The organism is Pseudoalteromonas sp. BSi20311 (assembly GCF_000239875.1).
Taxonomy (GTDB): domain Bacteria; phylum Pseudomonadota; class Gammaproteobacteria; order Enterobacterales; family Alteromonadaceae; genus Pseudoalteromonas.
The window spans coordinates 1-26,912 of sequence record NZ_BADU01000181.1 but is presented as its reverse complement, the minus strand read 5'-3'; the positions used below and the strand labels follow the sequence as shown (position 1 = coordinate 26,912).

General features: G+C 41.3%; 34 protein-coding genes. 22 read left to right on the top strand and 12 right to left on the bottom strand.

The window, feature by feature from the left end:
- Positions 1–217: 217 nt before the first annotated feature.
- Positions 218–760, top strand: a complete 543-nt coding sequence (locus P20311_RS17710) for a PH domain-containing protein (RefSeq protein WP_008115422.1) — start codon at positions 218–220, stop codon at positions 758–760.
- Between the two features lie 61 nt (positions 761–821).
- Here the strand turns inward: P20311_RS17710 and P20311_RS17705 are convergent, their stop codons facing one another.
- Together P20311_RS17705 and P20311_RS17700 are read right to left on the bottom strand one after the other, a co-directional pair.
- A complete protein-coding gene (locus P20311_RS17705) occupies positions 822–1,166 on the bottom strand; it encodes a rhodanese-like domain-containing protein (protein WP_008115421.1) in 345 nt (114 codons plus the stop codon).
- Between the two features lie 5 nt (positions 1,167–1,171).
- On the bottom strand, positions 1,172–1,360 hold the full coding sequence (locus P20311_RS17700) for a DUF2892 domain-containing protein (protein ID WP_010392474.1): 189 nt from the start codon (positions 1,358–1,360) through the stop codon (positions 1,172–1,174).
- A gap of 129 nt (positions 1,361–1,489) precedes the next feature.
- On the opposite strand from P20311_RS17700, the gene P20311_RS17695 reads away from it, so the two are divergent.
- Genes P20311_RS17695 through P20311_RS17685 form a run of 3 tightly spaced genes read left to right on the top strand, consistent with a single transcriptional unit; the run spans position 1,490 to position 6,133 of the window.
- A complete protein-coding gene (locus P20311_RS17695; RefSeq protein ID WP_008115419.1) occupies positions 1,490–1,792 on the top strand; it encodes a helix-turn-helix transcriptional regulator in 303 nt (100 codons plus the stop codon).
- A gap of 5 nt (positions 1,793–1,797) precedes the next feature.
- Positions 1,798–5,073: an efflux RND transporter permease subunit gene (locus P20311_RS17690; protein ID WP_008115417.1), complete on the top strand. Its 3,276-nt coding sequence runs from the start codon at positions 1,798–1,800 to the stop codon at positions 5,071–5,073.
- Positions 5,063–6,133 carry an efflux RND transporter periplasmic adaptor subunit gene (locus P20311_RS17685; RefSeq protein WP_008115415.1) on the top strand — a complete coding sequence of 357 codons (1,071 nt, stop codon included), beginning with the start codon at positions 5,063–5,065 and terminating at the stop codon, positions 6,131–6,133. Before P20311_RS17690 ends, P20311_RS17685 begins: the two co-directional genes overlap by 11 nt.
- On the opposite strand, the gene P20311_RS17680 is transcribed toward P20311_RS17685, so the two are convergent.
- From P20311_RS17680 to P20311_RS17635, 10 genes are all read right to left on the bottom strand, one after another.
- Entirely contained in the window at positions 6,130–6,807 is a 678-nt protein-coding gene (locus tag P20311_RS17680; protein ID WP_008115414.1) for a nitroreductase family protein, read from the bottom strand. The two genes, P20311_RS17685 and P20311_RS17680, sit on opposite strands and share 4 nt — an antisense overlap.
- A gap of 211 nt (positions 6,808–7,018) precedes the next feature.
- A complete protein-coding gene (locus tag P20311_RS17675) occupies positions 7,019–8,257 on the bottom strand; it encodes an ABC transporter permease (RefSeq protein ID WP_008115412.1) in 1,239 nt (412 codons plus the stop codon).
- On the bottom strand, positions 8,250–8,957 hold the full coding sequence (locus P20311_RS17670) for an ABC transporter ATP-binding protein (RefSeq protein WP_008115410.1): 708 nt from the start codon (positions 8,955–8,957) through the stop codon (positions 8,250–8,252). The genes P20311_RS17675 and P20311_RS17670 overlap by 8 nt, the downstream gene beginning before the upstream one ends.
- Entirely contained in the window at positions 8,957–10,123 is a 1,167-nt protein-coding gene (locus P20311_RS17665; RefSeq protein WP_008115408.1) for an efflux RND transporter periplasmic adaptor subunit, read from the bottom strand. The genes P20311_RS17670 and P20311_RS17665 overlap by 1 nt, the downstream gene beginning before the upstream one ends.
- A 49-nt stretch (positions 10,124–10,172) precedes the next feature.
- On the bottom strand, positions 10,173–10,883 hold the full coding sequence (locus P20311_RS17660; RefSeq protein ID WP_008115406.1) for a YIP1 family protein: 711 nt from the start codon (positions 10,881–10,883) through the stop codon (positions 10,173–10,175).
- A gap of 261 nt (positions 10,884–11,144) precedes the next feature.
- Positions 11,145–11,810 (bottom strand): hypothetical protein, encoded by a 666-nt coding sequence (locus P20311_RS17655; protein ID WP_008115404.1) that lies wholly within the window; start codon positions 11,808–11,810, stop codon positions 11,145–11,147.
- A 362-nt stretch (positions 11,811–12,172) separates the two neighbouring features.
- The gene (locus P20311_RS17650) at positions 12,173–12,850 is read right to left on the bottom strand and encodes a TorF family putative porin (protein WP_008115403.1); all 678 of its coding nucleotides are present in this window, start codon (positions 12,848–12,850) and stop codon (positions 12,173–12,175) included.
- A 292-nt stretch (positions 12,851–13,142) separates the two neighbouring features.
- Positions 13,143–14,306 carry a hypothetical protein gene (locus tag P20311_RS17645; RefSeq protein ID WP_008115401.1) on the bottom strand — a complete coding sequence of 388 codons (1,164 nt, stop codon included), beginning with the start codon at positions 14,304–14,306 and terminating at the stop codon, positions 13,143–13,145.
- Between the two features lie 148 nt (positions 14,307–14,454).
- The gene (locus P20311_RS17640; RefSeq protein WP_008115400.1) at positions 14,455–14,655 is read right to left on the bottom strand and encodes a helix-turn-helix transcriptional regulator; all 201 of its coding nucleotides are present in this window, start codon (positions 14,653–14,655) and stop codon (positions 14,455–14,457) included.
- Positions 14,656–14,663: 8 nt separating this feature from the next.
- On the bottom strand, positions 14,664–15,083 hold the full coding sequence (locus P20311_RS17635; RefSeq protein ID WP_008115399.1) for a hypothetical protein: 420 nt from the start codon (positions 15,081–15,083) through the stop codon (positions 14,664–14,666).
- Between the two features lie 236 nt (positions 15,084–15,319).
- On the opposite strand from P20311_RS17635, the gene P20311_RS17630 reads away from it, so the two are divergent.
- The 18 genes from P20311_RS17630 to rplQ all read left to right on the top strand — a co-directional run bounded on the left by P20311_RS17630 (position 15,320) and on the right by rplQ (position 26,009).
- Positions 15,320–17,257 carry an AsmA family protein gene (locus tag P20311_RS17630; RefSeq protein WP_008115398.1) on the top strand — a complete coding sequence of 646 codons (1,938 nt, stop codon included), beginning with the start codon at positions 15,320–15,322 and terminating at the stop codon, positions 17,255–17,257.
- 274 nt (positions 17,258–17,531) lie between these two features.
- Entirely contained in the window at positions 17,532–17,900 is a 369-nt protein-coding gene (gene rplN, locus P20311_RS17625; protein WP_008115397.1) for a 50S ribosomal protein L14, read from the top strand.
- 10 nt (positions 17,901–17,910) lie between these two features.
- Positions 17,911–18,225, top strand: coding sequence for a 50S ribosomal protein L24 (gene rplX / locus P20311_RS17620; protein WP_004589210.1), 315 nt, complete (start codon positions 17,911–17,913; stop codon positions 18,223–18,225).
- 16 nt (positions 18,226–18,241) lie between these two features.
- Positions 18,242–18,781 (top strand): 50S ribosomal protein L5, encoded by a 540-nt coding sequence (rplE, locus tag P20311_RS17615; protein ID WP_010392500.1) that lies wholly within the window; start codon positions 18,242–18,244, stop codon positions 18,779–18,781.
- A gap of 10 nt (positions 18,782–18,791) precedes the next feature.
- Entirely contained in the window at positions 18,792–19,097 is a 306-nt protein-coding gene (gene rpsN / locus P20311_RS17610; protein ID WP_006794245.1) for a 30S ribosomal protein S14, read from the top strand.
- Positions 19,098–19,118: 21 nt separating this feature from the next.
- On the top strand, positions 19,119–19,511 hold the full coding sequence (rpsH, locus tag P20311_RS17605; protein ID WP_008115392.1) for a 30S ribosomal protein S8: 393 nt from the start codon (positions 19,119–19,121) through the stop codon (positions 19,509–19,511).
- 13 nt (positions 19,512–19,524) lie between these two features.
- A complete protein-coding gene (gene rplF / locus P20311_RS17600) occupies positions 19,525–20,058 on the top strand; it encodes a 50S ribosomal protein L6 (RefSeq protein ID WP_008115390.1) in 534 nt (177 codons plus the stop codon).
- 9 nt (positions 20,059–20,067) lie between these two features.
- A complete protein-coding gene (gene rplR / locus P20311_RS17595) occupies positions 20,068–20,418 on the top strand; it encodes a 50S ribosomal protein L18 (protein ID WP_008115388.1) in 351 nt (116 codons plus the stop codon).
- A gap of 9 nt (positions 20,419–20,427) precedes the next feature.
- Positions 20,428–20,934 (top strand): 30S ribosomal protein S5, encoded by a 507-nt coding sequence (gene rpsE / locus P20311_RS17590; protein ID WP_008115387.1) that lies wholly within the window; start codon positions 20,428–20,430, stop codon positions 20,932–20,934.
- Between the two features lie 3 nt (positions 20,935–20,937).
- Positions 20,938–21,120 (top strand): 50S ribosomal protein L30, encoded by a 183-nt coding sequence (gene rpmD, locus P20311_RS17585; RefSeq protein ID WP_008115384.1) that lies wholly within the window; start codon positions 20,938–20,940, stop codon positions 21,118–21,120.
- Positions 21,121–21,124: 4 nt separating this feature from the next.
- Positions 21,125–21,559 carry a 50S ribosomal protein L15 gene (gene rplO, locus P20311_RS17580; protein ID WP_008115382.1) on the top strand — a complete coding sequence of 145 codons (435 nt, stop codon included), beginning with the start codon at positions 21,125–21,127 and terminating at the stop codon, positions 21,557–21,559.
- Between the two features lie 10 nt (positions 21,560–21,569).
- Positions 21,570–22,898, top strand: a complete 1,329-nt coding sequence (secY, locus tag P20311_RS17575) for a preprotein translocase subunit SecY (RefSeq protein WP_008115380.1) — start codon at positions 21,570–21,572, stop codon at positions 22,896–22,898.
- Between the two features lie 22 nt (positions 22,899–22,920).
- Positions 22,921–23,034 (top strand): 50S ribosomal protein L36, encoded by a 114-nt coding sequence (rpmJ, locus tag P20311_RS17570; RefSeq protein ID WP_002959476.1) that lies wholly within the window; start codon positions 22,921–22,923, stop codon positions 23,032–23,034.
- A 125-nt stretch (positions 23,035–23,159) separates the two neighbouring features.
- Positions 23,160–23,516 carry a 30S ribosomal protein S13 gene (rpsM, locus tag P20311_RS17565; RefSeq protein WP_008115377.1) on the top strand — a complete coding sequence of 119 codons (357 nt, stop codon included), beginning with the start codon at positions 23,160–23,162 and terminating at the stop codon, positions 23,514–23,516.
- Between the two features lie 12 nt (positions 23,517–23,528).
- Positions 23,529–23,915: a 30S ribosomal protein S11 gene (gene rpsK / locus P20311_RS17560; protein WP_002959471.1), complete on the top strand. Its 387-nt coding sequence runs from the start codon at positions 23,529–23,531 to the stop codon at positions 23,913–23,915.
- Positions 23,916–23,936: 21 nt separating this feature from the next.
- Positions 23,937–24,557, top strand: coding sequence for a 30S ribosomal protein S4 (gene rpsD / locus P20311_RS17555; RefSeq protein ID WP_002959461.1), 621 nt, complete (start codon positions 23,937–23,939; stop codon positions 24,555–24,557).
- A 24-nt stretch (positions 24,558–24,581) separates the two neighbouring features.
- Positions 24,582–25,568: a DNA-directed RNA polymerase subunit alpha gene (gene rpoA / locus P20311_RS17550; RefSeq protein ID WP_008115371.1), complete on the top strand. Its 987-nt coding sequence runs from the start codon at positions 24,582–24,584 to the stop codon at positions 25,566–25,568.
- 39 nt (positions 25,569–25,607) lie between these two features.
- On the top strand, positions 25,608–26,009 hold the full coding sequence (gene rplQ / locus P20311_RS17545) for a 50S ribosomal protein L17 (RefSeq protein WP_008115370.1): 402 nt from the start codon (positions 25,608–25,610) through the stop codon (positions 26,007–26,009).
- The last annotated feature ends 903 nt before the right edge of the window (positions 26,010–26,912 follow it).

Sequence of the window (26,912 nt, the reverse complement as noted above, 5' to 3'; positions counted from 1 at the left end):
AAGTATTCATGTTTACCTTTGTAGGTTTGTTGCGTAAATAGAGGTGGGTGAGTGTAACGAGATCCGTCATCGCAAAGTGTAAGTTAGTGTTTAAAAGTTTGTAGCGATGTAAATTAAAGTAGTAAGTCACGTAACGCTGCGATATGTGATAGATATTGCGTCGCTTTTCCAATTGGCGTATTTTTGTTCTTATCGAAATTAAATGTAGAATCCACATATGACTCAAACAGTGCTAAAAAGCGCGAACTTTGATAACAAAGTAAAACAATATTGGCTGTGTTTAGCGGCAATATGCAGTGTTTTTCCTCTGGTGACTATTTTATTTATACCAGTAATTTTGATTATTGTATGGCTAGTCGCTGGGCGAATATTAGCCGCTATGTCGGCTGATTTATTAGAGCGAAAGCTGGTGGTGAAGTGCGGTATATTTTTTAAAGAAGAAAAGTCCATCCCGCTTGAAAAAATCACTGATGTCGGATTAAGCCAAGGGCCGCTTATGCGACTATTTGGCTTATACCGTTTAAGCTTTGAAACCGCAGGGCAGTCGGGGCAAGGCGCATTGGTATCTTTATTGGGGGTAGTTGATGCCAGTGAATTTCGTGAAGCCATTTTAACTCAAAAAGATAACCTCACAGCAGAACAACCTGCTAAAGCCAAGCAAGATGAATCACAAAGCCAAGTCGAACTGATTCGCTCGCTGACCTACAGTGTAAAAAATATCGAACAAATGCTAGTCACGTTGTTGGATGAGAAAAAGTAATACGAGGGATAAATTAATACTCAGCGATCGGTTGATCGCCGAGTAATTTAATTCTTAGCATTTAAAATGCCTGACAAACATCTTCTGCTTTACAGGTAATAACTGTCACGTTTTCGTAGCCTACTCGGGTCAGCGCTTCAGCACTTAATGTTGCACGCGCGCCACTAGCGCAATGTAAGTAAATAGGACGGGCTGCGTCTTTTTCTATTTCCATAAGTTTCATTTCAAGTAGCCCGCGAGGAATGTTTATAGCGCCTATAGCTGCTTTGGTGGCATGTTCAGCGGGTTCTCGTACATCAATCAACAATCCTTTATTTTGCTCAAGCTCTTTCTTTGCTTGTTCGGCATCAATACGGCGCTGATTAGGAGTAATTATTTTTAGTAAATCGGGAATAGGGGTAAGCATGGTGTTTATTCCTTAAAGCCAAGTTTGCGTAATAGAGTGATCATTGGGCACCAGCTAGTAAAAGCTGATTGAATTAAATTTACTGCGATAAAAGCTGTAAAGTAAATCCACTTAGGATCGTGATAAGTTTGCAATAAAAGCGACACAATAATCATTATGCCAGCGATTAGTCTGAGTGCATTGTTTAGTTTCATTATAGTAGGCCAGTTATTTAATTCAGTACAGCCACTATATTAGATATACCTATATTAGTAAAATCTAATATTAGACTTTTCTAATCTAACGTCCTATACTCAGGCTCTATTTTAGAATAAGAGCATAGTATGAATATTGACTTTACTGCCATGGCCGGCAATGTAGAACAAGCCGAGCAGCTATTAAAAGTTTTAGCCAATAAAAATCGCTTAATGATTTTATGTTCTTTGCAAGATTCAGAAATGAGCGTATCACAGCTTAATGAAGCCGTGCCATTAGCGCAGTCTGCGTTATCTCAGCACCTAGCAGCGCTGCGTAAAGCAAATATTGTGGCTACGCGCCGCGAGAGCCAAACAATTTATTATCGTGTCATTGATGAAAATGCGGTCGTCTTGCTTGGTACCTTGTATGGGTTATTTTGTAAGGACTAAGTGCAATGAGCTTAATAGACAATGCGGTAAAAAGTAGTTTAAGTGGTCGCATTCCGGTTGTTATTTTTGTGATGTCTTTGTTGCTTGGGGTATTTGCACTAAATCAGACACCTCGAGAAGAAGAGCCACAAATTACTGTGCCCATGCTCGATATTTATGTATCAGCACCTAACGTTGAGGCGCCTGAAGTCGCTAGGTTAGTAACACAACCGCTCGAAAAGTTACTGGCTCAGTTGGTGGGAGTGAAGCATATTTACTCAACCACACAAACTAACAGTACAGTGGTTACGCTGCGCTTTGAAGTAGGGCACAACCGCGAACAAGCAATTTTAGATACCTATGCAAAACTGAATAGTTATCAGCATACAATGGCATCGGTGATCAAAAGTTGGCAAATTCGTCCAATAGAAGTAGATGACGTGCCGATTGTGATGTTAGGCCTCTACAGTAAAGACCCGCAACTCTATGGTGATTATGAACTAACCCGTTTTGCTAACGAAATTGCTAATAGTTTACAACGCATTGAGCATACCAGTGAAGTTAAAGTAATTTCGGGGCGTACGCGGACTCTTACCATCAATTTAAATGCCAGCGCACTGGCTGCCCATCAAACCACGGTAAACGATGTTTTTTACGCATTAAATGTATCAAACCAACTCACTCAGGTAGGGAGTGTGGTTGATAATCAGCAGAAAATTGCTATTCAGGCAGGTGATGTACTAAGAACACAATCAGCGGTAGAGCAATTAGTTGTTAATGTGGTTAATGGTAAAAGTGTTTACTTGATGGACATTGCAACAGTCAGCGATGGCCCTAGTGAAACTGAGCATTACCAATGGTTAGCGCAATCTACTGAACAGCAGCAGTTGCCTATGGTTACTTTAAGCGTAGCCAAGCAAACAGGGACTAATGCGGTTGCTGTTGCTGGTAATGTTCATACTATGATGAATGAACTTGCAAATACCTTACTGCCACCAGAAGTTAGCTATACAGTACTTAGAGATTATGGCCAAACTGCTAATGAAAAAGTAAATAACCTCACATCAAGTTTAGTGTTTGCGGTGTTTACTGTGGTGATATTTGTTGGCGTGTTTTTAGGTTGGCGCCCTGCCGTGGTGGTTGGGCTGGCGGTTCCTATTTGTTATGGCATTACACTCTCATTAGATTTTGCATTTGGTTACACCATTAATCGGGTGACCTTATTTGCGCTTATTTTATCATTAGGCTTACTGGTAGACGACCCAATCACGGGTATTGATAATATTAGTCGCTTTATAAATAACAAAGGCGATAAAAAACAGCATGTTGTTGGCGCAATGAGCGAAATTCGAAATGCCTTGCTTATGTCAACACTCACTATAATGGTGGCGTTTATTCCATTGGCGTTTATTACCGGCATGATGGGGCCATACATGGCACCTATGGCGTTTAACGTGCCCATTAGTGTCATGGTGTCTACTTTGGTAGCTTTTTTTGTCACTCCTTGGCTGGCCATGAAATTGCTTAAACCAAACACCTTTGAACAACCTGATCTTGAACCTAAAGCGGGTTTATACCAAAGATTACTCAGCCCACTACTCGCCTCAAAAATGCGAGCTAAATGGGTGCTATGGATAACGTTAGGATTGTTTATTATCAGCGCCATGTTACCCGTGATGCGCTTGGTACCATTAAAGCTCCTGCCTTTTGACAATAAAAATGAGCTGCAAGTACTTATAGATATGCCAGAGGGTACTAATCTAGAGAGCACGGCTGCATTTACTAAGCAGGTTCAAACCCTCACATGGCAGTTAAATGAAGTAAGTGAAATAGCGGCCTATGTTGGGCAGCCCTCTAGTATGGATTTTAATGGCATGGTGCGTGGTTATTATCGCCGTGAGGCAGCGAATCTCGCCGAGCTGAGGGTATTGTTAGTGGATAAGTCTGAGCGCGATCATCAATCGCATGGAGTAGTTATGCGCCTTCGCGAACAGCTCGCGATGCTAGCAACCGATGGCATTGTAATAAAAGTGGTTGAAGTACCACCAGGGCCGCCGGTACTGAGTACCTTAGTTGCTGAGGTTTACCGAGATGCTTTTGTTGATGAGCAAACACATTCTCACGCTGCCCAGCAGCTAGCTGCGCGTTTACAGCAAGAGCCTCATGTAGTTGAAGTCGATACCTCAATGGTGGCACCCTCGCCATTACAGCGCTTTGTTACCAATAAAACCAAGGCCGCACTCAGTGCGGTTTCAACTCAAAATATTGCACAAACACTCAGTATTGCCTCTCAAGGTGAAAACGTGGGTGTACTTTATGTGAGCAATGAAACAGAGCCCGTTGATATTAAATTACAGCTACCGTACAGCGAGCGAAATCAGCTTTCGCAATTACTTGCACTTCAGGTTAGGGGCGACAGAGATTTAGCTAAAACCAGTAACGAGTTTGGTTTAAGCAGTGCGCCAAGGCCGTTAGTATCGCTTTCAGAACTCGGTGAATTTACACAACATCATGTTGCTAAAGCGATTGTTCGTAAAGATCAGCGCGACGTGATTTATGTTATGGCTGAGCTTAATGGGCGCACACCAGCGGAAGTGATTGCTGATGTGAATGCTGATTTAAATGTATCAAACGATGAGTTTGTTAAAACATCGTGGGTAGGTCGTCACTTTTTTAATAATGGCGGAACAGCCCCATGGCAACTACCACAAGGAACCCATGTCAGCTTTAGCGGCGAGGGGGAATGGCGCATAACCATTGATGTATTTAGAGATATGGGCATTGCCTTTGCGTTTGCGCTCAGTGCTATATTTATAATTTTACGGGTACAAACACAGTCGGCGAGTTTATCGCTGATTATCATGTCAGCTATTCCGTTAACAGTAATAGGCATAATGCCAGGTTTTTGGCTGTTAAATCAGTTTGGTGAGCGCTCTATAGCTGGAGCCCCAGAGCCGGTATTATTTACTGCCACAGCGATGATAGGCATGATTGCCCTTGCAGGTATCGTGGTGCGTAACTCACTTATTTTGGTTGAGTTTATTAATCAAGCTCGCGGCCAAGGCATGGCAATTAAAGAGGCGCTTGTTGCAGCGGGTACGGTGCGAATGCGCCCTGTGCTCCTAACCGCAGGTACCACTTTATTAGGTAACTTAGTGATCACACTCGATCCGGTATTTAGCGGGCTCGCGATTGCGATTATTTTTGGCATTGTGGCGTCTACATTATTTTCATTATTTGTAGTACCGCTTGTTTATTATTTAGTGTTTGCAAGCACAGAGGATAAAGCGCATGCAGGGTAAATCAAAATTTATAGGCACATTGGCCGCGTTATTTGTCATTATTATGGCTGTGCTTTATATGGCGGGCAGCTTTTCTGACAAGCAAACTGCAGGCTTAAAAGAATCACAAATAACGAACTATCAAGGTGAGCGAGTAACGGTAACACTGCAAAGTATTGCAGGCACTGAGCAGGTACCAGGTAGTGTAATAGCAAAACAAAATACGCAAATTTCATCGCATGTTATGGCGCAGGTTGAGCAGTTAAAAGTACGTGCTGGCGATAAAGTCGCTAAGGGCGACTTACTTATTATGCTCAAGCAAGATGATTTTAAAGCGGCGTTAGCGCAAAGCAGCGCAAATATTAATGCGGTGCAAGCATCGTTAACGCAAGCTAAAAAGCAACTAGCCAGAATGATTGATTTAAATGCGCAAGGATTAGTATCTGTTAGTGAATTAGATGACGCCAAAGCAAAGTTTGAAAACTTAACCGCTAATTTAGCGGTTGCTAAGCAACAGCAAACGCAAGCTCAGGTATCGCTTAATTATACGCGTATTACTGCCCCTATTTCGGGCGTGGTCGTTGAGCGCCTAACTGAACCTGGCGATACTGCAACACCCGGTAAACCGCTGATTACTTTGTATAACCCATTACAGTTACAGCTTGAATTTAATGTACGTGAACAACAAGCAGTAAAATTAAGAGTCGGGGACAGTTTAAATGTGGTATTACCTTCTCTAGATATAACAACACCCGCAACGGTGAGCGAAATTGTACCAGTGGCAGATAACGCGGCGCGCAGCTTGCTTATTCGTTTAGAAGCCGATGCGCAACTTGGTTTAATGCCAGGCCTTTATGCTCAACTACAGTTACCAATAAAAAGTACCCAAGGTGTATTAATTGATCCACGTTGGGTGCATGAGTTTGGTCAGCTCAATATGGTGTATGTACTTGAAAACGAAACGCTGGTTAAACGTTTCGTGCGTTTAGGCAGTATTATAAATAACCAGCAACACGTAATAGCAGGCCTAAAAGAGGGTGATGTACTTGCTGTTGATTACATGCCAAGTCAAAGCGACTAAATAAAACTCGCAATTTCATCAATCGACTTTTTATCTAGGGCGTGCAGCGGCACTGTTGCATGCTCATCTGGGTAACCGGTAATAAGTAACATATAAGGGCGTTCGTTGTCTTTATCACGCCCACAAATATCGGTTAGAAAACTCATCGGTTTTGGTGTGTGGGTCAGGGTTGCAAGGCCTGCTCGGTGTAGTGCTTGAATTAAAAAACCAGTGGCCAGCCCTACTGATTCATGCACATAGTAATTAGTGTTTTTATCGTCCGTATTTACACCCCCCTTTTTTTGACTAAACACTGCAATTAACCATGATGCGTGCTCTAAATAGGGTTTATTAGCATCGGTGCCTAATGGTTTTAATGCATCAAGCCATTCTTCGCCTGCGCGACCTTCATAAAATGAGCGTTCTAATTTCTCGGCTGCTTCACGAATTTGCTTTTTAACATCTGCGCTATTAATGGCTACAAAATGCCAAGGCTGGTGGTTTGCACCACTAGGTGCTGTACTTGCCGCTTTAATACAGGTTTCGATGACTTCTTTTGGCACCTGGCGATTACTAAAGCTGCGAATACTATGGCGGCGTTGGCTCGTTTGTAAAAACTCATTCGCACGAGCGAGCATTTCCTCTGGCGGGTATTCTATAAAATCGGTTAATGGTTGGCTTTTGTGATCTTGCATGGCTGTTCGCTTCTTATTATTAGAGTATTTGGTTTAAAGTTACAGTAAAGGCTTGATCTGTTTAAGTTTGTAAACCCGCGCTGAGCAAAAGTATTTATATCACGTAGCAAGGCCTAGCCAATAGATAAGTGAACCTAATATGTACCCTAAAACAATGAAGTAAGCTGTTTTAGGGTGCAATTATAAGCAAACAGGTTGCTATTCAGAGCGGTTATTCATAACGTAAAGCATCAATTGGATTCAGTCTTGCTGCTTTTATCGCTGGGGCTAAACCAAATACAATACCAATTAGCGAGGTAAAGCCAAACGACAACATGATTGCCCAGCCAGGTATGTAAGCGTCTGGCATGCTAGGTACCATAAAAGAAATGAGTGCAGCACCCCCATAGCCAATGGCTAAGCCAATTAAACCACCAAATAATGAAAGTACTACAGCTTCGACTAAAAACTGCAGCATAATAAACCCAGGTGTTGCACCAAGCGCTTTTAATGTACCAATAACGCGGGTACGCTCGGTGACAGATACAAGCATAATGTTCATTACACCAATACCGCCAACTACAAGACTGATACCTACAATCCCTGCGGTAATTGCTGTAGCGCTACCTGTAAATTTATCAACATTAGCGCGTGCTTTTTCAGCTGTTTCAAATTCAAAGTCGTTTTCTTGATTGTCTTTTAGTTTATGTAATTGGCGTAAAATGCGAGTGATTTTAGCAAGTACCAATTCTTCATCACTGTCTTCTTTGAGTCTAAACATAATTTGTACATTACTGCTGCTACTTGCACCCTCTAATGCGCTCATGGTACTGATGGGAATATTAATATAATCGTCTTGATCGAACCCCAATAAACTACCTTGTTTTTCAGCAACACCAATAATTCTAAACCATTCGCCGCCAAGTTTAATATATTCGCCTACAGGGTTTTTTGGTAGGTTTAGCTTTTCAATAATGGATGGACCAATAAAAGCGACTCGACGGCGCTTTTCATCATCCTCGGCGCGAATAAAGCGCCCAAGTTCTGGAAAGGTTCTATACGCTTTTTGGTAATCTTGCTCTGTACCCATTACTCGTGATGAGTGGCTTTTATTTCCATATTCAGCGCCACCAGAAAAACGCCAAGTAAACATCAGTGCAGTGAGTGTTTCAGCCTCTTTAACACGTGCTTTTAAGGCTAAAAAATCGTTGTAAGTGAGTTTAGCGTTTTTACCCACCATTTCTTGTTCAATGCTGGTAAAGGGTTTAATTGTGGTTACATCAGGTGCCATATCTGCGAGTTGATCGTTAATTTGCTTAGTAAAGCCTTGCATAACGGCTACCACTGTAATAACCGCGGCAACCCCAATTATAATCCCTAAACAAGTGAGTGCGCTTCGCATGGCATTGGCTTTAATGGCCATTAGTGCTGCTTTTGTTCCTTCCATAATTGCAATAGCAGATTTAAACATGCTGTTTGTCTCCTTCACCTTTACGCACATCGCTCACTACCTTGCCATCAACTAAGCGAATAACTCGCTGGCAATGATCTGCAATTTCTTGTTCGTGAGTTACCAAAATAATGGTGTGGCCTTCATTATGTAGCTCATCAAATAGCGCCATAATTTCAGTGGTGGTTTTGCTGTCTAGATTCCCGGTTGGTTCGTCACCGAGTAAAATATGCGGTTTTGTGACTAAGGCACGGGCAATTGCAACACGCTGGCGTTGCCCACCAGAGAGTTGGCTCGATAAATGGCTAACTTTGTCGCCAAGGCCAACTCGTTTTAAGGCATCCAAGGCTTTCTGTTTACGTTGTTTTGCGGGTATAAACCTATAAACCAAAGGCTGCATCACATTTTCAAGTGCCGACGCACGCGGAAGTAAGTTAAAGCTCTGAAAAATAAAGCCAACACTTTCGTTACGCTGATGAGCGAGCTCGGTTTCTGTCATACTTTTTACAAGTTTATCTTTTAAAAAGTAATCCCCAGTAGTCGGAGTATCTAAGCAACCCAATAAGTTCATTAACGTTGACTTACCTGAACCTGAAGGGCCGATTATAGCAACGTACTCGTTTTCATTAATGACCACGTTTACATCATCAAGGGCTTTAAAAATTTGCTCACCCATTTTGTATTGCTTGTTAATATGCTCAAGCTTAATTACCGCCGACATTATTGCGCATCCTTGGCAGTTGATTGCTTAACTTTTACCGTATCATTTTCTTTTAGCTTACTGATAGGGCGTGCAGGGCCAATAACAATTCGCTCCCCTTTATTTAAACCTTGGGTAATGGCTTGCTCTATATCTGAAGAAATACCCACTTCTACATAGGCTTTGCTTACAGTGTTATCGTCGTTTAAACGCCATACAAACGTCTTATCATCTTCTTTTTGTACGGCTTCGATAGGGAGCTTTAAGCCATTCACTGCGAGGCTTGTTGCGATTTCTGCACGGCAGCTCATACCTGCGTATAGTTGCCTGTCGGTGTTATCAAGTAACACTTTCACTCGAAATGATAAACCTTGTGAACCTGCTTGATTTTTTGCTGATGTTCCAATGTTAATGACCTTGCCAGTGAATGGTTGATTAGGGTACGCAGCAGCATAAATATCAGCATGCTGGTCTAGTTTAATCCCAGCAATATCAGTTTCATCAACTCTCAGCTCAGCCAAAATAGCGCTTGGGTCGGCAACCAGCATTAAATCTGAGCCAATAATATTAGTGGTGCCGGCAATAACGGTTTCGCCTTCTTTAATATTTACTGAGGCGAGCAGGCCACTCATTGGAGCACGAAATACACTTTTACTGAGTCTATCTTCAGCGATTGAAAGAGAGGCTTTTGCTTGATTATAAGACTCTACTCTGGCTTCAATATCTATTTTGGCAAGGTCGCGTGCATTTTGTAAGTTCTCGTATACTTCTTGCCCAGCTAGGCCTACGTCATAAAGTTCTTTTTGACGCTTTAATTGACGTTCGATGTTTAAAAGGCGTGTTTTACTGTGTTTTATTTCTATTTCGCTAGCTCGTAATACCGCTTTATTACGTGTTACTTCTGACTCAAAAGCAGTGGTATCTAAGCGCATTAAAATGTCGCCTTGTTTTACACTTTGCCCTTCTTCAACAAAGACCTTATCGACTCGCCCGGTTACCTCTGAACGTAACTGCACTTGAGTATTAAAGACTAAATTGCCAGAGGCCATAATGGAGTCTGCAATACTACCTTGCTCAACCTGTGCAACATTTACTTCTGGTGCTTTTTCATCGCCAGTAATTTGCTTTGATACAATAAGAGCAATAAAAGCTGCAATTGCTAGGGTAATGATAATCGCTTTTTTCATTTTTATTTCCGTATTTAATGAGTAGGCAAAAAAGTTTACCTACATTCCTTTAAGCAACAATAATAATTGTCCAGATGCTGTAAATCATAATGGTCGGTAGCGCCGCAAAAAGAAGTGCTTTATTAAAGCTGAAATTAGTCCAACATTTTAGGCCAATAGCAACCAAAGCTATGCTCCAAAGACTAAAAATACTTAAACTTTCCATCATGGTGTAAAAGCTATCCCCAAGCTCTAACCCCAGCAATAACTGATTTATCGATGCATAATTAAACAAACTAATAGGTAATTCATTGTTACTGGCTGTAAGAACTAGCGCAACAACACCTAAACTTGAAATAATCATCGGCATCATGCTCCAAACACCAAAACCATACCACGCACCATAGCCGTAATTAGCATCAGGGTCTTGCTTGGATATCAGCATATAATACCCAGATAGGAGTGCATTAATAAAAAGAAGGCCGAAAATCCCACCACCAATTGCAAACCACACTTGGTTATCGAGGCTTTGTTCCATACTTTGACGAATCATTTTTTTCTCGCCGATTGTGGCATCCACACTCGCTGCAGCAACCTGCTGGTCTAAAATAAATTGTGAGTCTGCAGTGGCATAAAATGTATAAGCAGAGGCTGCAAGAGTAAGTGCGAGAAGTGCAAAAGCAAGCCAAGACCAGCCTTTAGCTTCTTTTAGCCCGTTAAAAGCCTTGCTTGGGCTGATAAAAATATCGATACAAGCAGAAAGCGCGTTAGATGACTTCATTATTATTCCTTAATAACCTATTTGTGGGTTGGTAAACAATTGATACCAATGAGTAGATTAATAATATAGGAAAAAGCAGGTACTAATTTCACTCAATTGTAACCGATTGTTAACAAAAGGTGGTGTGTTATAAAAAGTAGAGTGTAAAGTGCGTATTACTAAGCTCTATAGCTATTAGGTAGTTTCAATATGTTGATTAATCAGGAGTGAAATTTAATTGTTATGTGGCTGTATTTGAGGTAAATACAGCCACATATCTAATTAGCTATCAGATAAACTTAAACCGCTAGGGTTATCTGTTGCAATATAAAGGGCTTTTAATTTTTTATCACCATTTTCGGTTTCAGTAAATTGCTGAAAAGAATAGTTTTTAGAAAAACTTGAAAGAGTCTCAATAGATGCTTGATTACTACTTTGTGTATAAGTAAGTTCTAGTGCGCAAACCTTCCCTGCACACTCGAGATCTTGCTGTAAAATAGTCACGTCTTTTAATTCATTTAGAATAAACTCATTTAGCTTATCTTTACGTATTTGTGCTATTTCAGAGTATTCAATATCAGACATGCGCTGCAGTAATATTGAAGTATCATTTTTAAATACGTCGTCCAATGCTTTTTTTGAAACAAATTCTTTTCCATCCTCAGTTGAAACAAACTCTTCAGAGAAAACATGAGGGTTTGAAGTAGATGATTTAGATATCGTTGCCACTTTTTGATCTACAACTTTGTGCTGTTTGACAGATGGTGCAGAGGCTTTACTTAATAGGGTATTTGGCTCAATTGGAGGCTTAGCGTTTTCATTACTAAGAACTGCTTCATCAGTTGATTGTATGTGGGTTAGCGGAGGTTTTGAAGGCTGCTCTGTATTTAAAATACTAATACCTACAGCGGTGACAATAACAAGTGCAATTAAAAATACGTATTTCATTTTACTATCCTTAGAAGAGAAAGGCATACGCCTTTCTAAATAACGCTTAATTTAACTTTATCATGCAAGTAACACGACCACCATCAGAGCAAGAGTAACTAACAGTATTGCTATCATGCACAACGGTCATGCTACCTGATGTACAACTGCATGTCATGGTTGCATAACTTAATCAGCTCATTGTAATTAGGGTAATTGCTAAAATAGCGGTAAATGTCTTTGATAAATTTATAATAATCCTTAATCGTGATTTAGAATTTAAATGTTATCTTATTGTTTTTTTTAACAACTTTTTTTTAGGTAGTTTAAACATGAGAAAGGGCCTTTCGGCCCTTAGTGTTGCAGCAAGTAACACATTCTTTTTATAGGTTAAAGTCGACAGCGTAGGCTACATAAGCTTTTACATCTGAGCCGTCCATGTCGTTATCTGATAGGCCAAAAGTAAAACCATCTTTAGACACCGATACACCATAATCAATAATATTATCATCACCGATGAAATCGCCTGAGTAATGCCCTATGTGTAGCGCCATTTCTGTGCCATTGCTACCAACAGCGAAGCTGTAATCGGCATTTAAATACAATGAATCACCAAAATCAGTACCATCACCACTGGCTGCAGATGTTGCAAGTACGGCTGCACCAAATGTAAAACCTTGCACACTAATGCTGCCATAAACTTCTGAAAAATCAGCATCGGCACCTGATGCCGCATCAGGATACGCATAATAGATATACCCTACGTCATAACTCACGCTTTCATTAATTGCGCCGCCAAAACCGGCGTATAAGTCTAGTTCGTAGGTCATTTCATCGGCCCAAGACGCATTTGACGCCCAAGTACCCGCATAAAAGCCAGATTCATTAGCGTAATCAATACCGCCAGATACAGCAGCATCGCCACCAGTTTGCTCTTGTCCGCGCCATAAGTAGTTTGAAGTGGCTGCTGCATTTGCTGTTACTTCAGCAAATGCAGTAGTTGATGTCATTCCTGTTAATGCCAATGCACTGATCAATATTGTTTTTTGTAGTTTTAGCATGTCTCATTTCCCATTGTATGATTTTGCACGCCAAGGCTTTTTATTATGAACGACTACAACCTTTTGTTTGGCGGCATTTTATTATGTTACTAATGGGGTATTTGCACTGTGTGTGCCAAATTAAACTTATTCGTTTATAAATTATTTTTACTATTTAAAACAATGTATTGAAAATAATATGAGGTAGGGATAGAAAAGTAATTATTTAGCAGGTTCACTTTGCTGGTGCAAAAAATAGCCTAGCTGCACCATCAAAGCGCTGCTAGGCTATTTTATTTTTCTTGTGGGTTAATTAACCAAAAATGGCACGCATTAGGGTAATTGTTTCGTTAACACCGCGGCCTTTTTGTACTTCGCTAATAATAGAGTCACGTTTAGCACGAATATGTTCTGGAATATCATCAGCAGCAAGCGCGCGATCCACTAAAATCTCAGCAGATTCTTTGCCTCGGCGTGGCGCTTTACTGCTGCTAGAAGTGCTACGTGTAGGTTTATTAAGTAGCTTAATGTAGTTAGAGTTATCTGCAGTATTAGTATCTGCATAATAGAAAAAGCAAGGTATAAGCGCTTTAATATCCACCAACTGTGTTTCTAGTTCACTACCAGCATTGGCCATTTTAAACCATGACATAGCGTGAATACTTTGTACTACATCTTGCCAATAACGCTCAAAGTCGCGGTTATTTAATTTGGTGATACCTAAAGCTGAGCAAAGTGCATCTAAGCGGCTATTGCTTATTGGTGTAAATACATCAGGGCGGCGCATTGCTAATAAGCGGGTGGCAGGTGCCAGTGTTGGTTTTTCATCACTACCATTAAATGCACTCAAGTAAGCAACTACAAATTGCTGATAATTTGTTTGGGCTACATCACCCTCAAGTGGAATGTTGCTAAGCGCATCGTCGAAGGCACCTGGCAGGTCAGCCAGCATCTGGTGAAAACCTTTGGCGCTTTTGGTAGAGGCAAACCATTCTACATCAAAGTTATAAGTACTCGGATCGAGTGATGCCATATGCTTACCGCTAAAAGCGAGTAAGTCTTCAGGGATCATCTCTTTTAACGGCTTTTCACGTAGGCCTGCAATATAAGTAGTTAAACGTAGCTGCTCATCAAGTGCCACCAGTTCTTTATGTTGATCTACAAACATACTCACTACTGGCCAAGGTGCTACCCGTAATGTTTTTAACTGTAAAAAGCTAATGGCTGAAATAAGTTGGTCATGCAGCTTTTTTAATAGTGGTAATTGTTGGGTTTCGAGTAAGTCGTAATTAATACGGTCGCGGCTTGCACTTAATAGCTCATAACACCAACCTAAAAAGTCTTCTGGATGGTTTTCCACTTTCACAGCCATCAGGTTTAGGCTTAGCTCTGAAGATTGCTTCAGAATATTTTGATAAATTTGACTTTCTTGCTCGCCTAATGCCATTTTTGACGGTGAAATTAGCAGTTTCTTCATGCCTTGTAGACTCTCCGGTTAGATATACTTTTTAGTCGCTTCATTTTAGCTTAAATAAGCCAGCAGCAACAGGGGCGTGCATCATACCGGAGAATACAGGGGATGCAATCTTGGTAAGTTAATTAACACAAGATTGCATTTAAAAGCTTTAATCTACTTCTTCCAGTGTAAATAATAGCTCCACAGTAGTATTAAACTGCCGAGCTATTTTCAAAGCAATGGTCACTGAAGGAGTAAAGCGTGACGTTTCTACCGTGCTAATGGTTTTGCGTGATACATTAATAGCATCAGCAAGCTCTTGCTGTGAAAGCCCTGCCTTTTTACGAAATTCAGCTATATGATTTTGCACATTAACTCCTAATCACGGCTTTGCCAAAAAATAGAAATTCCGTATGCCAAACACATAATAGCAAGGTAAAAAGTAGCCATCATGCTATGAGATATGTGTAAAGTTAGGCCTTCAGAGAATAAATAAACCGTGCCCATACTAAATAACAATGCTAATACAACATGTTTATAAGCAATAGTATCTATAGTATTTAAGTATTCATCTTTATAAGTAAGGTGATATTTCATTCTCCATGTAAAGCCACCTCTAATTACAAACATAAGGAAAGAACCAAGAAATGCGGCGCTTCCTAAAATCAGCAACGGCGCTGACGTGTTTCCGATAATTGGGTAGCCACTGATTATTAGTAAAGTGATACCCATAAACACCGAAAACCATGCGTTCTGACTCATAAGTTTTTCTTCAGTTTTAATATCTTGTTGTTTCATAAAGTCCATCCTGTGGAAGTGTTAATTTATATTTTGTAACCTGTAGGTATCAATGTAACCTGTAGGTATCATTTGGTCAATATTTTTTTGTAACCTAAAGGTATCAAAATGTTTCAGTTACAATTCATATACCCACGTTAGAATGTAGGAAAGTAGATTTTTAGTTATTGGGCAATGCTTTTGGCGCTAACTCCCGCTATGATAAGAACATTATTTGCACGTTTGAAAGGATGATCATGAAGACCTTATTTAAAGTTATTGGTGTCATATTATTGCTATGCATAGCGTTAATTGTTGCTGCACCATTTTTAATTCCTACCGATACCATTTTTAATAAAGTGTCTGAGCAGGTAGAAAAAACAACTGGGCGCACATTAACGATAAAGGGAGATAAAACCCTCAGTGTATTTCCTGCATTAAAGCTGGAGCTTAGTGATGTGCATTTTGCCAATATGCCCAGTGGCTCTCGCGCTGATATGGCAAGTATGCAGCAACTTGCTGTTCATATTCCTTGGCTTTCATTACTCGGTGGCGAACTAAAGCTAGAAAAGTTTGTAATTAATGAGCCTGATATTTTGCTAGAAACCGATAAAAGCGGCAAAGCAAACTGGCAGTTATTTGATGCAGTGGCCAAGCAACCAGAGCAACAAACTCAAGCGGGAGAGGCAGTCAAACTACCTGAAAACTTTGATATTCAATTAGGTGAAGTCGCTATTTATGGCGGGTCATTTACTTATTTAGATGGTCAAACGGGTGCTAAACAACAAATTAGCGATTTAGAACTGGCTATATTACTGCCTTCACTGCGTAAACAGCTTGAAGTAACCGGTGCTATTACTTATATGCAAGAGCGATTTGAGCTTGATGTAAAACTTAATACACCAGCAAAAGCGATTGAAGGCGCCACATTTAATGTAAAGCAAACGCTTAACTCACGTTTAGTAGATCTAATGTTTGATGGCAGCATAGCCAAACAAGGCCAAGACATTAAAGGACTTTTAACACTTAACGGTGATTCGGTTAAAAATATTGCTAACTGGCAAGGAGTTGACTTAAACGCTAAAAACAATGCGTTTAACGCCTTTAGCATCAATGCCGAAATGCACTTACTCGGTGAAGAGTTTAACTTAACTGAATTAGTAGCAACGCTCGATGCACTCGAGATTAAAGGTAAAAGTAAGTTAAATTTAGGCAGTCGCTTAGCTGTTAATGCTGATATTGACTTAGGCATGCTTGATTTAAATCCTTACTTACCTGAAACCGTAGCTAAAAAAGAAGTCCCAGCAAAAGACGACTCTAAGCCTGCAGAGCCAATAGTGTGGGATGATACTAAAATTGATTTAAGTGGCTTGAATGCATTAGATGCAAATGTGATTGTCCGTTCAAGTGGCTTAAAAGCGAACGATATTAAACTCGGCGCCAACCAGTTTACTGTGGCACTAAAAAATAGCGTTGCTAAATTAAGTTTAGACAGCTTTGCGGCTTATGAAGGAACAGGTAAAGGGGTGGTGACTATCAATGCTCAAAATACCCCTTATAAAATAGCAACCAACTTCGATTTAGATAAAATAGACGCACAGCCATTACTTAGCGATGCTGCAGGCTTTGATAAGCTAATGGGCAAGGGCTCTTTAAACTGGAATCTAACCACAGCAGGGCAAAGCCAAAAAACGTTTATTAACGCGCTTAATGGTAAACTAGGATTCAAGTTCGCTGATGGTGCAGTTAAGGGAGCAAACGTAGCAGAAATGGTGCGTAAGGGGAAAGAGCTAGTTAAAGGCAACTTTAATGCCGTGTCTGAGGGATTAGATACAGGATTTGAGGAATCTGAGAAAACAGATTTCTCTGCACTTTCTGGTAGTTTTAACTTTACCAATGGCGTAGGCAAAAATACTGATTTATCGTTGATCAGCCCCTTAATACGTATTTCAGGTGAAGGAGACGTTGATTTACCGCAAACTCAGGTTAATTACCGCCTAGTAACAGGTTTAGTTGATTCTATTGAAGGTCAGGGTACTACCGATGATAGCACTGGCTTTAAAATTCCCCTGAGGATAAAAGGCCCATTTCATGATGTTGGCATAAAATTAGATATAGGCAGTGCGGTTAAAGACGAAGCAAAAGAAAAAGCTAAAGACAAAATTAAAGACAAATTAAAAGGTTTGTTTGGCTAATTTTAATTACTGATATAAAACAAGGCACCGTAAAGGTGCCTTGTTTGTTTTATAACCACCTGTAATTTAGATAGATAGCATAAAAAACCAGTTTCTAATTTAGCCTCTGCATTAAATTAATTAAAAAATAACCTACCACTCCCTCCTCAATGCTGATACAATTGCCCGCCCTTAAGAGACATCTAGTATGTTTTTTGAGTGGAATTCAATCGAAATGTCTTGATTTTAAACAAATTTAAGACAAGTTGTAATTACTACACCGGAGGTCATTAACATGATCCAAATGCAAACTCAGCTGGAAGTTGCTGATAACAGCGGCGCTCGCAAAGTGCAGTGTATAAAAGTCCTTGGTGGTTCACACCGTCGCTATGCAGCGATTGGCGATATCATTAAAGTTTCTGTAAAAGAAGCGATTCCTCGCGGTAAAGTGAAGAAAGGTGATGTTAAAAACGCGGTAGTTGTGCGTACCAAAAAAGGCGTTCGTCGTCCAGACGGTTCATTGATCCGTTTCGACAGCAATGCGGCTGTTATCTTAAATGATAACTTGCAGCCTATTGGTACTCGTATTTTCGGCCCTGTGACTCGCGAACTTCGTAATGAAAAGTTCATGAAAATCGTTTCACTAGCCCCAGAAGTACTGTAAGGAGTCTATCATGGCAGCAAAAATCCGTCGTGATGACGAAGTAATCGTACTAGCAGGTAAAGACAAAGGTAAGCGCGGCAAAGTGCTTTCAGTTGTAACCGAGTCTGGTCGAGTATTTGTCGAAGGCATTAACTTAATCAAGAAACACCAAAAGCCGGTTCCACAGTTGAACCAAGCTGGCGGTATTGTTGAGAAAGAAGCGTCTATCGACGTATCAAACGTTGCGATCTACAACTCGGAAACGAGCAAAGCAGATCGTGTAGGTTTCAAGATTGAAGATGGTAAGAAATTACGTATCTTTAAATCTACTGGTAAAACTATCTAATAGTTGGAGTAGAATGATGGCGAAACTGCATGAAGTATATAAAGACAAAGTAGTTGCTGAACTTCAAGAGAAGTTTGGTTTCAGCTCTGTCATGCAAGTCCCTCAGATCGAGAAGATCACATTAAATATGGGTGTGGGCGAAGCCTTAGCTGACAAGAAGATTTTAGATAACGCTGTTGCGGATCTAGAAGCTATCTCTGGTCAGAAACCTTTAATCACTAAAGCACGCAAATCTGTTGCTGGCTTCAAAGTGCGTGAAGGTTACCCGATTGGTTGTAAAGTAACCCTACGCGGCGAGCGTATGTGGGACTTTTTTGAGCGTTTGGTTTCAATCGCTATCCCACGTATCCGTGACTTCCGTGGTGTAAGTGCTAAGTCTTTTGATGGACGTGGTAACTACAGCATGGGCGTACGTGAACAAATCATCTTCCCAGAAATTGATTATGATAAAGTAGACCGTGTACGCGGTATGGATATCACAATCACTACATCTGCGAAATCAGATGAGGAAGGCCGTGCGTTGTTAGAAGCGTTTAACTTCCCATTCAAGAAATAAGGGTAGGGTTATGGCAAAGAATTCTATGAAAGCGCGCGAAGCAAAGCGCACTAAACTAGTTGCTCAGTACGCTGAAAAGCGTGCAGCACTAAAAGCTATCATCAGTGATGTTAATACATCTGAAGATGATCGTTGGGACGCGGTACTTAAGCTACAAGCTTTACCTCGTGATTCTAGCCCTGCACGTCAACGTAATCGTTGTAACATTACGGGCCGCCCACATGGTTTCCTTCGCAAATTCGGCATGAGCCGTATTAAAGTTCGCGAAGCAGCTATGCGCGGTGAAATTCCTGGCCTTAAAAAGGCTAGCTGGTAATAGAATCATGGGAGTAAGACTATGAGCTTGCAAGATCCTATCGCGGATTTATTTACACGAATCCGTAACGGTCAGTCAGCGAAGAAAGTATCTGTAACGATGCCTAATTCGAAACTGAAAGTAGCAGTAGCTAATGTATTAAAAAATGAAGGTTACATCGCAGACTTCGCAGTAAGTGGTGATGTTAAACCTGAGCTTTCTATCGAGTTAAAGTACTTCGAAGGCAAAGCTGTTATTGAAAATATCCAGCGTGTAAGTCGCCCTGGTCTACGTATCTATAAGAGACGTGACGAATTACCGAAGGTAATGGGTGGTTTAGGTATCGCTATCGTATCAACTTCTAAAGGCCTAATGACAGACCGCGCAGCACGTAGTGCAGGCGTTGGTGGTGAAATCATTGGTTTTGTAGCTTAATCGGAGGGGAACTATGTCTCGCATAGCAAAGGCACCAATAAACGTTCCTGCCGGTGTAGAAGTTACATTAAAAGGCCAGGAAATCACAGTTAAAGGCAAAAACGGTGAACTTACTCGTACTATCAACAATGCTGTTGAAGTACAAGTTAACGACAACGTTATTACAACTTTACCTCGTGAAGGCGTAGCCAATGCATGGGCACAAGCAGGTACTGCTCGCGCTCTAATCAACAACATGGTTGTTGGTACGCATGAAGGTTACGAGAAGAAACTTCAGTTAGTAGGTGTTGGTTACCGTGCTGCAGCTAAGGGCAAAGTTTTAGACTTAACTCTTGGTTTCTCGCACCCAGTTAATTTCGCAGTTCCTGAAGGAATTACGATTGAAACTCCAAGCCAAACAGAAGTTCTAGTTAAGGGCGTAGACAAGCAGTTAGTTGGTCAAACAGCTGCTAACATTCGTGCATACCGTAAACCTGAGCCTTATAAAGGTAAAGGTGTTCGTTATTCAGATGAGAATGTACGCCGTAAAGAGGCTAAGAAGAAGTAAGGTAAGACGATGGATAAAAAAACAGCTCGTCTACGTCGTGCTAAACGCACTCGTAGAAATTATATTGAACAAGGCACAACGCGTCTTGTTATCCACCGCACGCCACGTCACATTTACGCTCAAGTTGTAAACGCTGAGGGTAATGTACTGGCTGCTGCTTCTACTGTTGAGAAAGCTATTAGCGAAACAGTTAAAGGCACAGGCAACGTTGCAGCTGCACAAGCAGTTGGTAAAGCGGTTGCTGAACGTGCGGCTGACAAAGGCATCGAAAAGATTGCTTTTGATCGCAGTGGCTTTAAATATCACGGCCGTGTGAAGGCGCTAGCGGATGCTGCGCGTGAAGCCGGTTTGCAATTCTAGGAGTAGACAATGGCTAACGTAGAAGCAAAGCAACAACAGCCTGATTTAGCTGAAAAGCTAATCGCGGTGAACCGTGTGTCTAAAGTAGTTAAAGGTGGTCGTATCTTTAGCTTTACTGCACTAACTGTAGTTGGTGATGGCGCAGGTAAAGTAGGTTTCGGTTATGGTAAAGCACGTGAAGTTCCAGCTGCTATTCAAAAAGCAATGGAAAAAGCACGTCGTAACATGATCAACGTAGACCTAAATGGCAACACATTACAGCATCCTGTTAAAGGACGTCATGCTGGCTCACAAGTGTTTATGAAACCAGCATCTGAAGGTACTGGTATCATTGCAGGTGGTGCTATGCGTGCAGTACTTGAAGTGACTGGTGTGCAGAACGTACTTTCTAAATGTTACGGTTCTACTAACCCGATCAACGTTGTACGTGCAACGATCTCAGCTCTTGAGAACATGAATTCTCCTCAGTCGATCGCTGCAAAACGTGGTCTTCGAGTAGATGAGATTTTGGGGTAAACCATGGCTAATAAAACTGTAAAAGTAACACAAGTAAAAAGCTCTATCGGTCGTTTACCGAAGCATAAAGCTACATTACGCGGTCTTGGTTTACGTCGTATCAATCACACTGTCGAGTTAGAAGACACAGCATGTGTGCGTGGTATGATCAACCAGGTTTATTACATGGTTAAGGTAGAGGGGTAATTCGATGCATTTGAATACACTTTCACCTGCTGCAGGTTCAAAAACTGCTCCAAAACGTGTTGGTCGTGGTATCGGTTCTGGTCTTGGTAAGACTGGTGGCCGTGGTCACAAAGGTCAAAAATCACGTTCTGGCGGTAAAGTACGCGTTGGTTTTGAGGGCGGTCAAATGCCTATGCAACGTCGTCTACCTAAGTTCGGTTTCACTTCTCGCAAATCTTTAGTATCTGCAGAAATTAACCTATACGAAATCGCTAAAGTTGAAGGCGATGTGGTAGACCTAAGCGCGTTACAAGCAGCTGGTCTAGTTAAAAAGAACGTTCAGTTCGTTAAAGTTGTTAAATCTGGCGAAGTTTCACGCGCTGTTACCGTTAAAGGCCTTAAGGCTTCTAAAGGTGCACGCGAAGCTATCGAAGCTGCCGGAGGCAAGGTAGAAGACTAAGGAAGTACTAATGGCTAAACCAGGTCAAGATACACAAAGTGCACAAGGTGGACTTTCGGAATTGAAGCGCCGATTACTCTTCGTATTGGGTGCTATCATAATTTACCGTCTAGGTTCATTTGTGCCGATCCCTGGGATTGACGCCGCTGTACTTGCCGATTTCTTCGAGCAACAAAAGGGCACCATTGTTGAGATGTTCAACATGTTTAGCGGTGGTGCGCTTGAGCGAGCTTCAGTGTTAGCACTGGGTATCATGCCGTATATCTCGGCTTCGATTATTACGCAACTATTAACGCATATGTATCCGCCGTTTATAGAGCTTAAGAAAGAAGGTGAGCAAGGGCGTAAAAAGATAAGCCAGTACACACGCTACGGCACGCTTGTGCTTGCTACTATCCAATCAATCGGTATTGCTACTAGCTTACCGGGCATGATGAACGGGTTAGTTGTTAACCCAGGTATGGGATTCTATTTCACCGCAGTGGTGAGTTTAGTAACCGGTACTATGTTCCTTATGTGGTTGGGCGAACAGATAACAGAACGCGGTATCGGTAACGGTATCTCAGTTCTAATATTTGTTGGTATTGTAGCTAACCTGCCGTCTGCTATTGGTTCGACAGCCGAAATGGCGCGCCAAGGTGATTTGAATGTTTTTGTACTGTTGATGGTTGCGGTTATAGTATTCGCTGTTACTTATCTTGTTGTATTCTTTGAACGTGGTCAACGACGTATCGTTGTTAACTACGCCAAGCGTCAACAAGGTCGTCAAGTATTTGCTGCTCAAAGCACGCATTTACCTCTGAAAGTAAATATGGCGGGTGTTATTCCACCAATCTTCGCTAGCAGTATAATTCTGTTCCCTGGTACAATTGCAAGCTGGTTCGGCCAGGGTGAAGGTCCGGTTGCTGATGTGCTACAAGCAATTGCTACAACGTTGACTCCAGGTCAGCCTTTGTATGCAATGGTTTTAGCTGCGGCTATCATCTTCTTCTGCTTTTTCTACACAGCGTTGGTTTTTAACCCGCGTGAAACAGCAGACAACCTGAAAAAATCTGGCGCATTTATCCCAGGTATTCGTCCAGGTGAGCAGACATCTAAATACATTGATAAAGTGATGACACGCCTGACATTGGCAGGTGCTTTGTATATAACCTTTATCTGTCTGGTGCCCGAATTCATGACTATGGCATGGCAAACGCCATTCTATTTCGGCGGTACATCAATTTTGATTATCGTTGTAGTAATCATGGACTTTATGGCACAAGTACAGACGCATCTGATGTCACATCAGTATGATTCTGTGCTGAAAAAAGCGAACCTTAAAGGCTACGGTCGATAAGGTCAGTTTACGGAGTTGAGCAATGAAAGTACGTGCTTCCGTTAAGAAAATATGCCGTAACTGTAAAGTTATTAAACGTGCTGGTGTAGTACGCGTAATTTGCAGTGAGCCTAAGCATAAGCAAAGGCAAGGCTAAGTAAACAGTCGTGCAGGCTGAGGTTTCTCGGCCTGTGTTTTTAGTTGTGATTTGGTCTTCGTTTGAGTATCCTTACGGGCTTTTCAAACAGATGATTACCAAATTCAAATATAGGAGATGTGTTAGTGGCCCGTATCGCTGGCATTAACGTCCCTGATCATAAACATGCAGTTATTGGTTTAACAGCTATTTATGGCATAGGTAAGACTCGCTCTAAGGCTATCTTAGAAGCGACTGGTATCGCCGAGACCACAAAAATCGGTGAACTTTCAGACGAAACACTTGACGTATTGCGTGAAGCAGTTGGCAAGTACACTGTAGAAGGTGACCTTCGTCGTGAAGTTACTTTGAATATCAAGCGCCTTATGGACCTTGGTTGTTTCCGTGGCCTACGTCACCGTCGCTCTTTACCACTTCGTGGTCAAAGAACAAAGACTAACGCGCGTACCCGTAAGGGTCCTCGTAAGCCTATTAAGCGATAAGGGGATAGTAAAATGGCTAAGACACCAATTCGTCGTAAAAAGGTTAAAAAGCAAGTTGCTGATGGTATGGCTCATGTTCATGCGTCTTTCAACAACACTATTGTAACGATTACCGACCGTCAAGGTAATGCACTATCATGGGCTACTGCCGGTGGTTCAGGTTTCCGTGGTTCACGTAAATCTACTCCATTTGCTGCTCAGGTTGCTGCAGAGCGTGCAGGTACTGCTGCTCAAGAATACGGTTTAAAAAATCTAGAAGTTTTCATTAAAGGTCCAGGTCCAGGTCGTGAATCTGCTGTACGTGCTTTGAATGCTGCTGGTTACCGTATCACCAACATTACTGACGTGACGCCAATACCACACAATGGTTGTCGTCCACCGAAGAAACGTCGCGTTTAACAATAGGTTAGGAGAAATAACATGGCAAGATATTTGGGCCCTAAGCTCAAGCTGAGTCGTCGTGAAGGTACTGACCTGTTCCTTAAGAGCGGCGTAAGAGCTATCGACTCTAAGTGTAAACTTGAGACTGCACCTGGTCAGCACGGCGCTCGTAAAGGACGCTTATCTGATTACGGTTTACAATTACGTGAAAAGCAAAAAGTACGTCGTATCTACGGTGTATTAGAAAAGCAATTCCGTAACTACTACAAAGAAGCTGCTCGCCTTAAAGGTAATACAGGTGAAAACTTGTTACAGCTTTTAGAGCAACGTTTAGACAATGTTGTATATCGCATGGGTTTTGCTAGCACACGCGCTGAAGCACGTCAGTTAGTAAGCCACAAAGCGATTCTAGTTAATGGTCGTGTTGTGAACATTCCTTCATACGTAATTACTCCAGAAGATACTGTTGTAATCCGTGAGAAGTCTAAAACACAAGCACGTATCATCGCTGCTCTAGAGTTGGCTGAGCAACGTGAAAAGCCGACTTGGGTTGAAGTTGACGGTAAGAAATTGGAAGGTAGCTTCAAGCGCCTACCTGAGCGTTCAGATCTGTCTGCGGACATTAATGAACAACTAATCGTCGAACTTTACTCTAAGTAAAGTTAAGAGTTAAGAGAGGATAAAATGCAGGGTTCTGTTACAGAATTTCTAAAACCAAGGTTAGTCGATATCGACGCTATCAACCCAACGCGTTCTAAAGTAGTTTTAGAACCACTCGAGCGTGGCTTTGGTCACACTTTGGGTAATGCCTTACGCCGTATACTGTTATCATCTATGCCTGGATGTGCAGTAACTGAAGTTGAAATCGACGGTGTATTGCATGAGTACAGCGCGAAAGAAGGCGTACAAGAAGACATCATTGAAATACTACTAAACCTTAAAGGTCTAGCGGTAACGTTAGAAGGCAAAGATGAAGTTTTTCTGACCCTGACTAAATCTGGTGTAGGCCCTGTGACTGCGGCAGATATTCAGCACGATGGCGATGTAACAATTGCTAACCCAGATCATGTTATTTGTAATTTAACAACAAATAACAGCGAGATCAGCATGCGTATTCGTGTTGAGCGTGGTCGTGGTTATGTGCCGGCATCTAGTCGTTTATCCTCTGATGACGATGAGCGTCCAATTGGTCGATTGCTGCTTGATGCATCATTCAGCCCAGTTGAACGTATTGCGTACTCGGTTGAATCAGCCCGTGTTGAGCAACGTACAGACTTAGACAAGTTAATCATTGATATGGAAACAAACGGCACTTTAGATCCTGAAGAAGCGATCCGCCGTGCGTCTACTATCTTAGCTGAGCAATTAGATGCATTCGTAGATTTACGTGATGTAACTGAGCCAGAAGAGAAAGAAGAGAAGCCAGAATTCGATCCTATTCTACTTCGTCCAGTTGATGATCTTGAATTAACAGTACGTTCAGCAAACTGTTTGAAAGCCGAGCAAATTCAATATATCGGTGATTTAGTTCAGCGCACTGAAGTTGAGCTTCTTAAAACGCCTAATCTAGGTAAGAAGTCTCTAACTGAAATAAAAGACGTGCTAGCTTCACGTGGTCTTTCTCTAGGCATGCGCCTAGAAAATTGGCCGCCTGCAAGCCTAGCTGAATAATCTAAATCACTATATTAGTTTAGTTAGAAGGATAGGGTCATGCGCCATCGTAAGAGTGGTCGTCAATTAAACCGTAACAGTAGCCATCGTAAAGCGATGTTCAGCAATATGGCAGGTTCTTTGGTGAAACATGAAATCATCAAAACTACTTTGCCTAAAGCGAAAGAGTTACGCCGTGTAATTGAACCTTTAATCACACTGGCTAAGACTGACAGTGTAGCAAATCGCCGTTTAGCGTTTGCTCGCACGCGTGATAATGAAGTAGTTGGTAAGTTATTCAGTGAAATCGGTCCTCGTAATGCGGATCGTCCAGGTGGTTACACTCGTATTCTTAAGTGTGGCTTCCGTGCTGGTGATAATGCACCAATGGCTTATATTGAACTAGTTGGTCGCCCAGCGGCGAGCGAAGAAGTTCAAGAAGACGCGCAGTCTGCAGAGTAAGTCTTAAAGAGACACCAAAAAGCCGAGCTTATGCTCGGCTTTTTAATATCTAAAATTCACACAAAATGAATAAAGCTTTTAGCTCTATTATTAATAGCAAATTTATTCTCATTCCTTTCATCTAATAAAATAGCCTAACTAGAATCGACGAGTCATAATGCGAGCGTTTAGGACTGCTATCTTTCTATTTATAAGCAAAGCTATTTAGACTAATAAACACATGACTATGTAACGGCTTTTACAGTTTATAGTTATGGACATAAAAAAGTTCGAAATAGTTGATACCACTAATAGCTCATTAACTTTATATAGTAGAGCCCTTGTCTGATGTACTTATTCGCCACTAATCTAAATGGCCATATAAAGCTAAACAATTTTTTTCTTGGTAAGAACTACAATAACTATGAAAAGATTTTCCAAAAAATAAGTTTTTATAGCTTTAAAGGCGAAATATGATTAGGTTTAGTTGTCTTTTTAAGCGTTTAGTCTAAATATCAAGCGAACAGTCATTTATTTTAAGTTTTCTTCAAAAAAGGGTTGATCTGTTTTCGGATCTCCCTATAATGCGACCCCACTGAGACGGCAGAGCGCAACGCATAGCGAGGCACGAGCTACTCAGTGAGTTGAGTAAAACTTAGTTTTAAAACTTTCAAGTTTAACAAAATTAAGTGTTGACAAAAAAATAGGAAAGCGTAATATTCGCAGCCCTAGCGAGATAAAGTTTAACGCTTTAATCGCAACGTTCTTTAACAATATAAAGCAATCATCTGTGTGGGCACTCGTACAGATTGAGTTCTAACAGCCAAGCTACTTCGTTCTTTATTGAGCAAGTAACGAGGCAAACAAATTTAGAGTCTCAATTTAAACTGAGTGACCAACAGAATAATTACTTAGGTAGTTATT

Bases quoted from the DNA above. Each gene is read 5' to 3' on its own strand.
- rpsD (WP_002959461.1), top strand. From the start codon at position 23,937: ATGGCAAGATATTTGGGCCCTAAGCTCAAGCTGAGTCGTCGTGAAGGT.
- rpsE (WP_008115387.1), top strand. From the start codon at position 20,428: ATGGCTAACGTAGAAGCAAAGCAACAACAGCCTGATTTAGCTGAAAAG.
- P20311_RS17680 (WP_008115414.1), bottom strand. From the start codon at position 6,807: ATGCAAGATCACAAAAGCCAACCATTAACCGATTTTATAGAATACCCG.
- secY (WP_008115380.1), top strand. From the start codon at position 21,570: ATGGCTAAACCAGGTCAAGATACACAAAGTGCACAAGGTGGACTTTCG.
- P20311_RS17710 (WP_008115422.1), top strand. From the start codon at position 218: ATGACTCAAACAGTGCTAAAAAGCGCGAACTTTGATAACAAAGTAAAA.
- rplN (WP_008115397.1), top strand. From the start codon at position 17,532: ATGATCCAAATGCAAACTCAGCTGGAAGTTGCTGATAACAGCGGCGCT.
- P20311_RS17690 (WP_008115417.1), top strand. From the start codon at position 1,798: ATGAGCTTAATAGACAATGCGGTAAAAAGTAGTTTAAGTGGTCGCATT.
- rpmD (WP_008115384.1), top strand. From the start codon at position 20,938: ATGGCTAATAAAACTGTAAAAGTAACACAAGTAAAAAGCTCTATCGGT.
- rpsN (WP_006794245.1), top strand. From the start codon at position 18,792: ATGGCAAAGAATTCTATGAAAGCGCGCGAAGCAAAGCGCACTAAACTA.
- P20311_RS17660 (WP_008115406.1), bottom strand. From the start codon at position 10,883: ATGAAGTCATCTAACGCGCTTTCTGCTTGTATCGATATTTTTATCAGC.
- P20311_RS17635 (WP_008115399.1), bottom strand. From the start codon at position 15,083: ATGAAACAACAAGATATTAAAACTGAAGAAAAACTTATGAGTCAGAAC.
- rplQ (WP_008115370.1), top strand. From the start codon at position 25,608: ATGCGCCATCGTAAGAGTGGTCGTCAATTAAACCGTAACAGTAGCCAT.
- rplR (WP_008115388.1), top strand. From the start codon at position 20,068: ATGGATAAAAAAACAGCTCGTCTACGTCGTGCTAAACGCACTCGTAGA.
- rplO (WP_008115382.1), top strand. From the start codon at position 21,125: ATGCATTTGAATACACTTTCACCTGCTGCAGGTTCAAAAACTGCTCCA.
- rplE (WP_010392500.1), top strand. From the start codon at position 18,242: ATGGCGAAACTGCATGAAGTATATAAAGACAAAGTAGTTGCTGAACTT.
- P20311_RS17665 (WP_008115408.1), bottom strand. From the start codon at position 10,123: ATGAAAAAAGCGATTATCATTACCCTAGCAATTGCAGCTTTTATTGCT.
- P20311_RS17700 (WP_010392474.1), bottom strand. From the start codon at position 1,360: ATGAAACTAAACAATGCACTCAGACTAATCGCTGGCATAATGATTATT.
- P20311_RS17650 (WP_008115403.1), bottom strand. From the start codon at position 12,850: ATGCTAAAACTACAAAAAACAATATTGATCAGTGCATTGGCATTAACA.
- P20311_RS17645 (WP_008115401.1), bottom strand. From the start codon at position 14,306: ATGAAGAAACTGCTAATTTCACCGTCAAAAATGGCATTAGGCGAGCAA.
- rplF (WP_008115390.1), top strand. From the start codon at position 19,525: ATGTCTCGCATAGCAAAGGCACCAATAAACGTTCCTGCCGGTGTAGAA.
- rplX (WP_004589210.1), top strand. From the start codon at position 17,911: ATGGCAGCAAAAATCCGTCGTGATGACGAAGTAATCGTACTAGCAGGT.
- P20311_RS17685 (WP_008115415.1), top strand. From the start codon at position 5,063: ATGCAGGGTAAATCAAAATTTATAGGCACATTGGCCGCGTTATTTGTC.
- P20311_RS17630 (WP_008115398.1), top strand. From the start codon at position 15,320: ATGAAGACCTTATTTAAAGTTATTGGTGTCATATTATTGCTATGCATA.
- P20311_RS17655 (WP_008115404.1), bottom strand. From the start codon at position 11,810: ATGAAATACGTATTTTTAATTGCACTTGTTATTGTCACCGCTGTAGGT.
- P20311_RS17670 (WP_008115410.1), bottom strand. From the start codon at position 8,957: ATGTCGGCGGTAATTAAGCTTGAGCATATTAACAAGCAATACAAAATG.
- P20311_RS17705 (WP_008115421.1), bottom strand. From the start codon at position 1,166: ATGCTTACCCCTATTCCCGATTTACTAAAAATAATTACTCCTAATCAG.
- P20311_RS17675 (WP_008115412.1), bottom strand. From the start codon at position 8,257: ATGTTTAAATCTGCTATTGCAATTATGGAAGGAACAAAAGCAGCACTA.
- rpoA (WP_008115371.1), top strand. From the start codon at position 24,582: ATGCAGGGTTCTGTTACAGAATTTCTAAAACCAAGGTTAGTCGATATC.
- rpmJ (WP_002959476.1), top strand. From the start codon at position 22,921: ATGAAAGTACGTGCTTCCGTTAAGAAAATATGCCGTAACTGTAAAGTT.
- rpsK (WP_002959471.1), top strand. From the start codon at position 23,529: ATGGCTAAGACACCAATTCGTCGTAAAAAGGTTAAAAAGCAAGTTGCT.
- rpsH (WP_008115392.1), top strand. From the start codon at position 19,119: ATGAGCTTGCAAGATCCTATCGCGGATTTATTTACACGAATCCGTAAC.
- P20311_RS17695 (WP_008115419.1), top strand. From the start codon at position 1,490: ATGAATATTGACTTTACTGCCATGGCCGGCAATGTAGAACAAGCCGAG.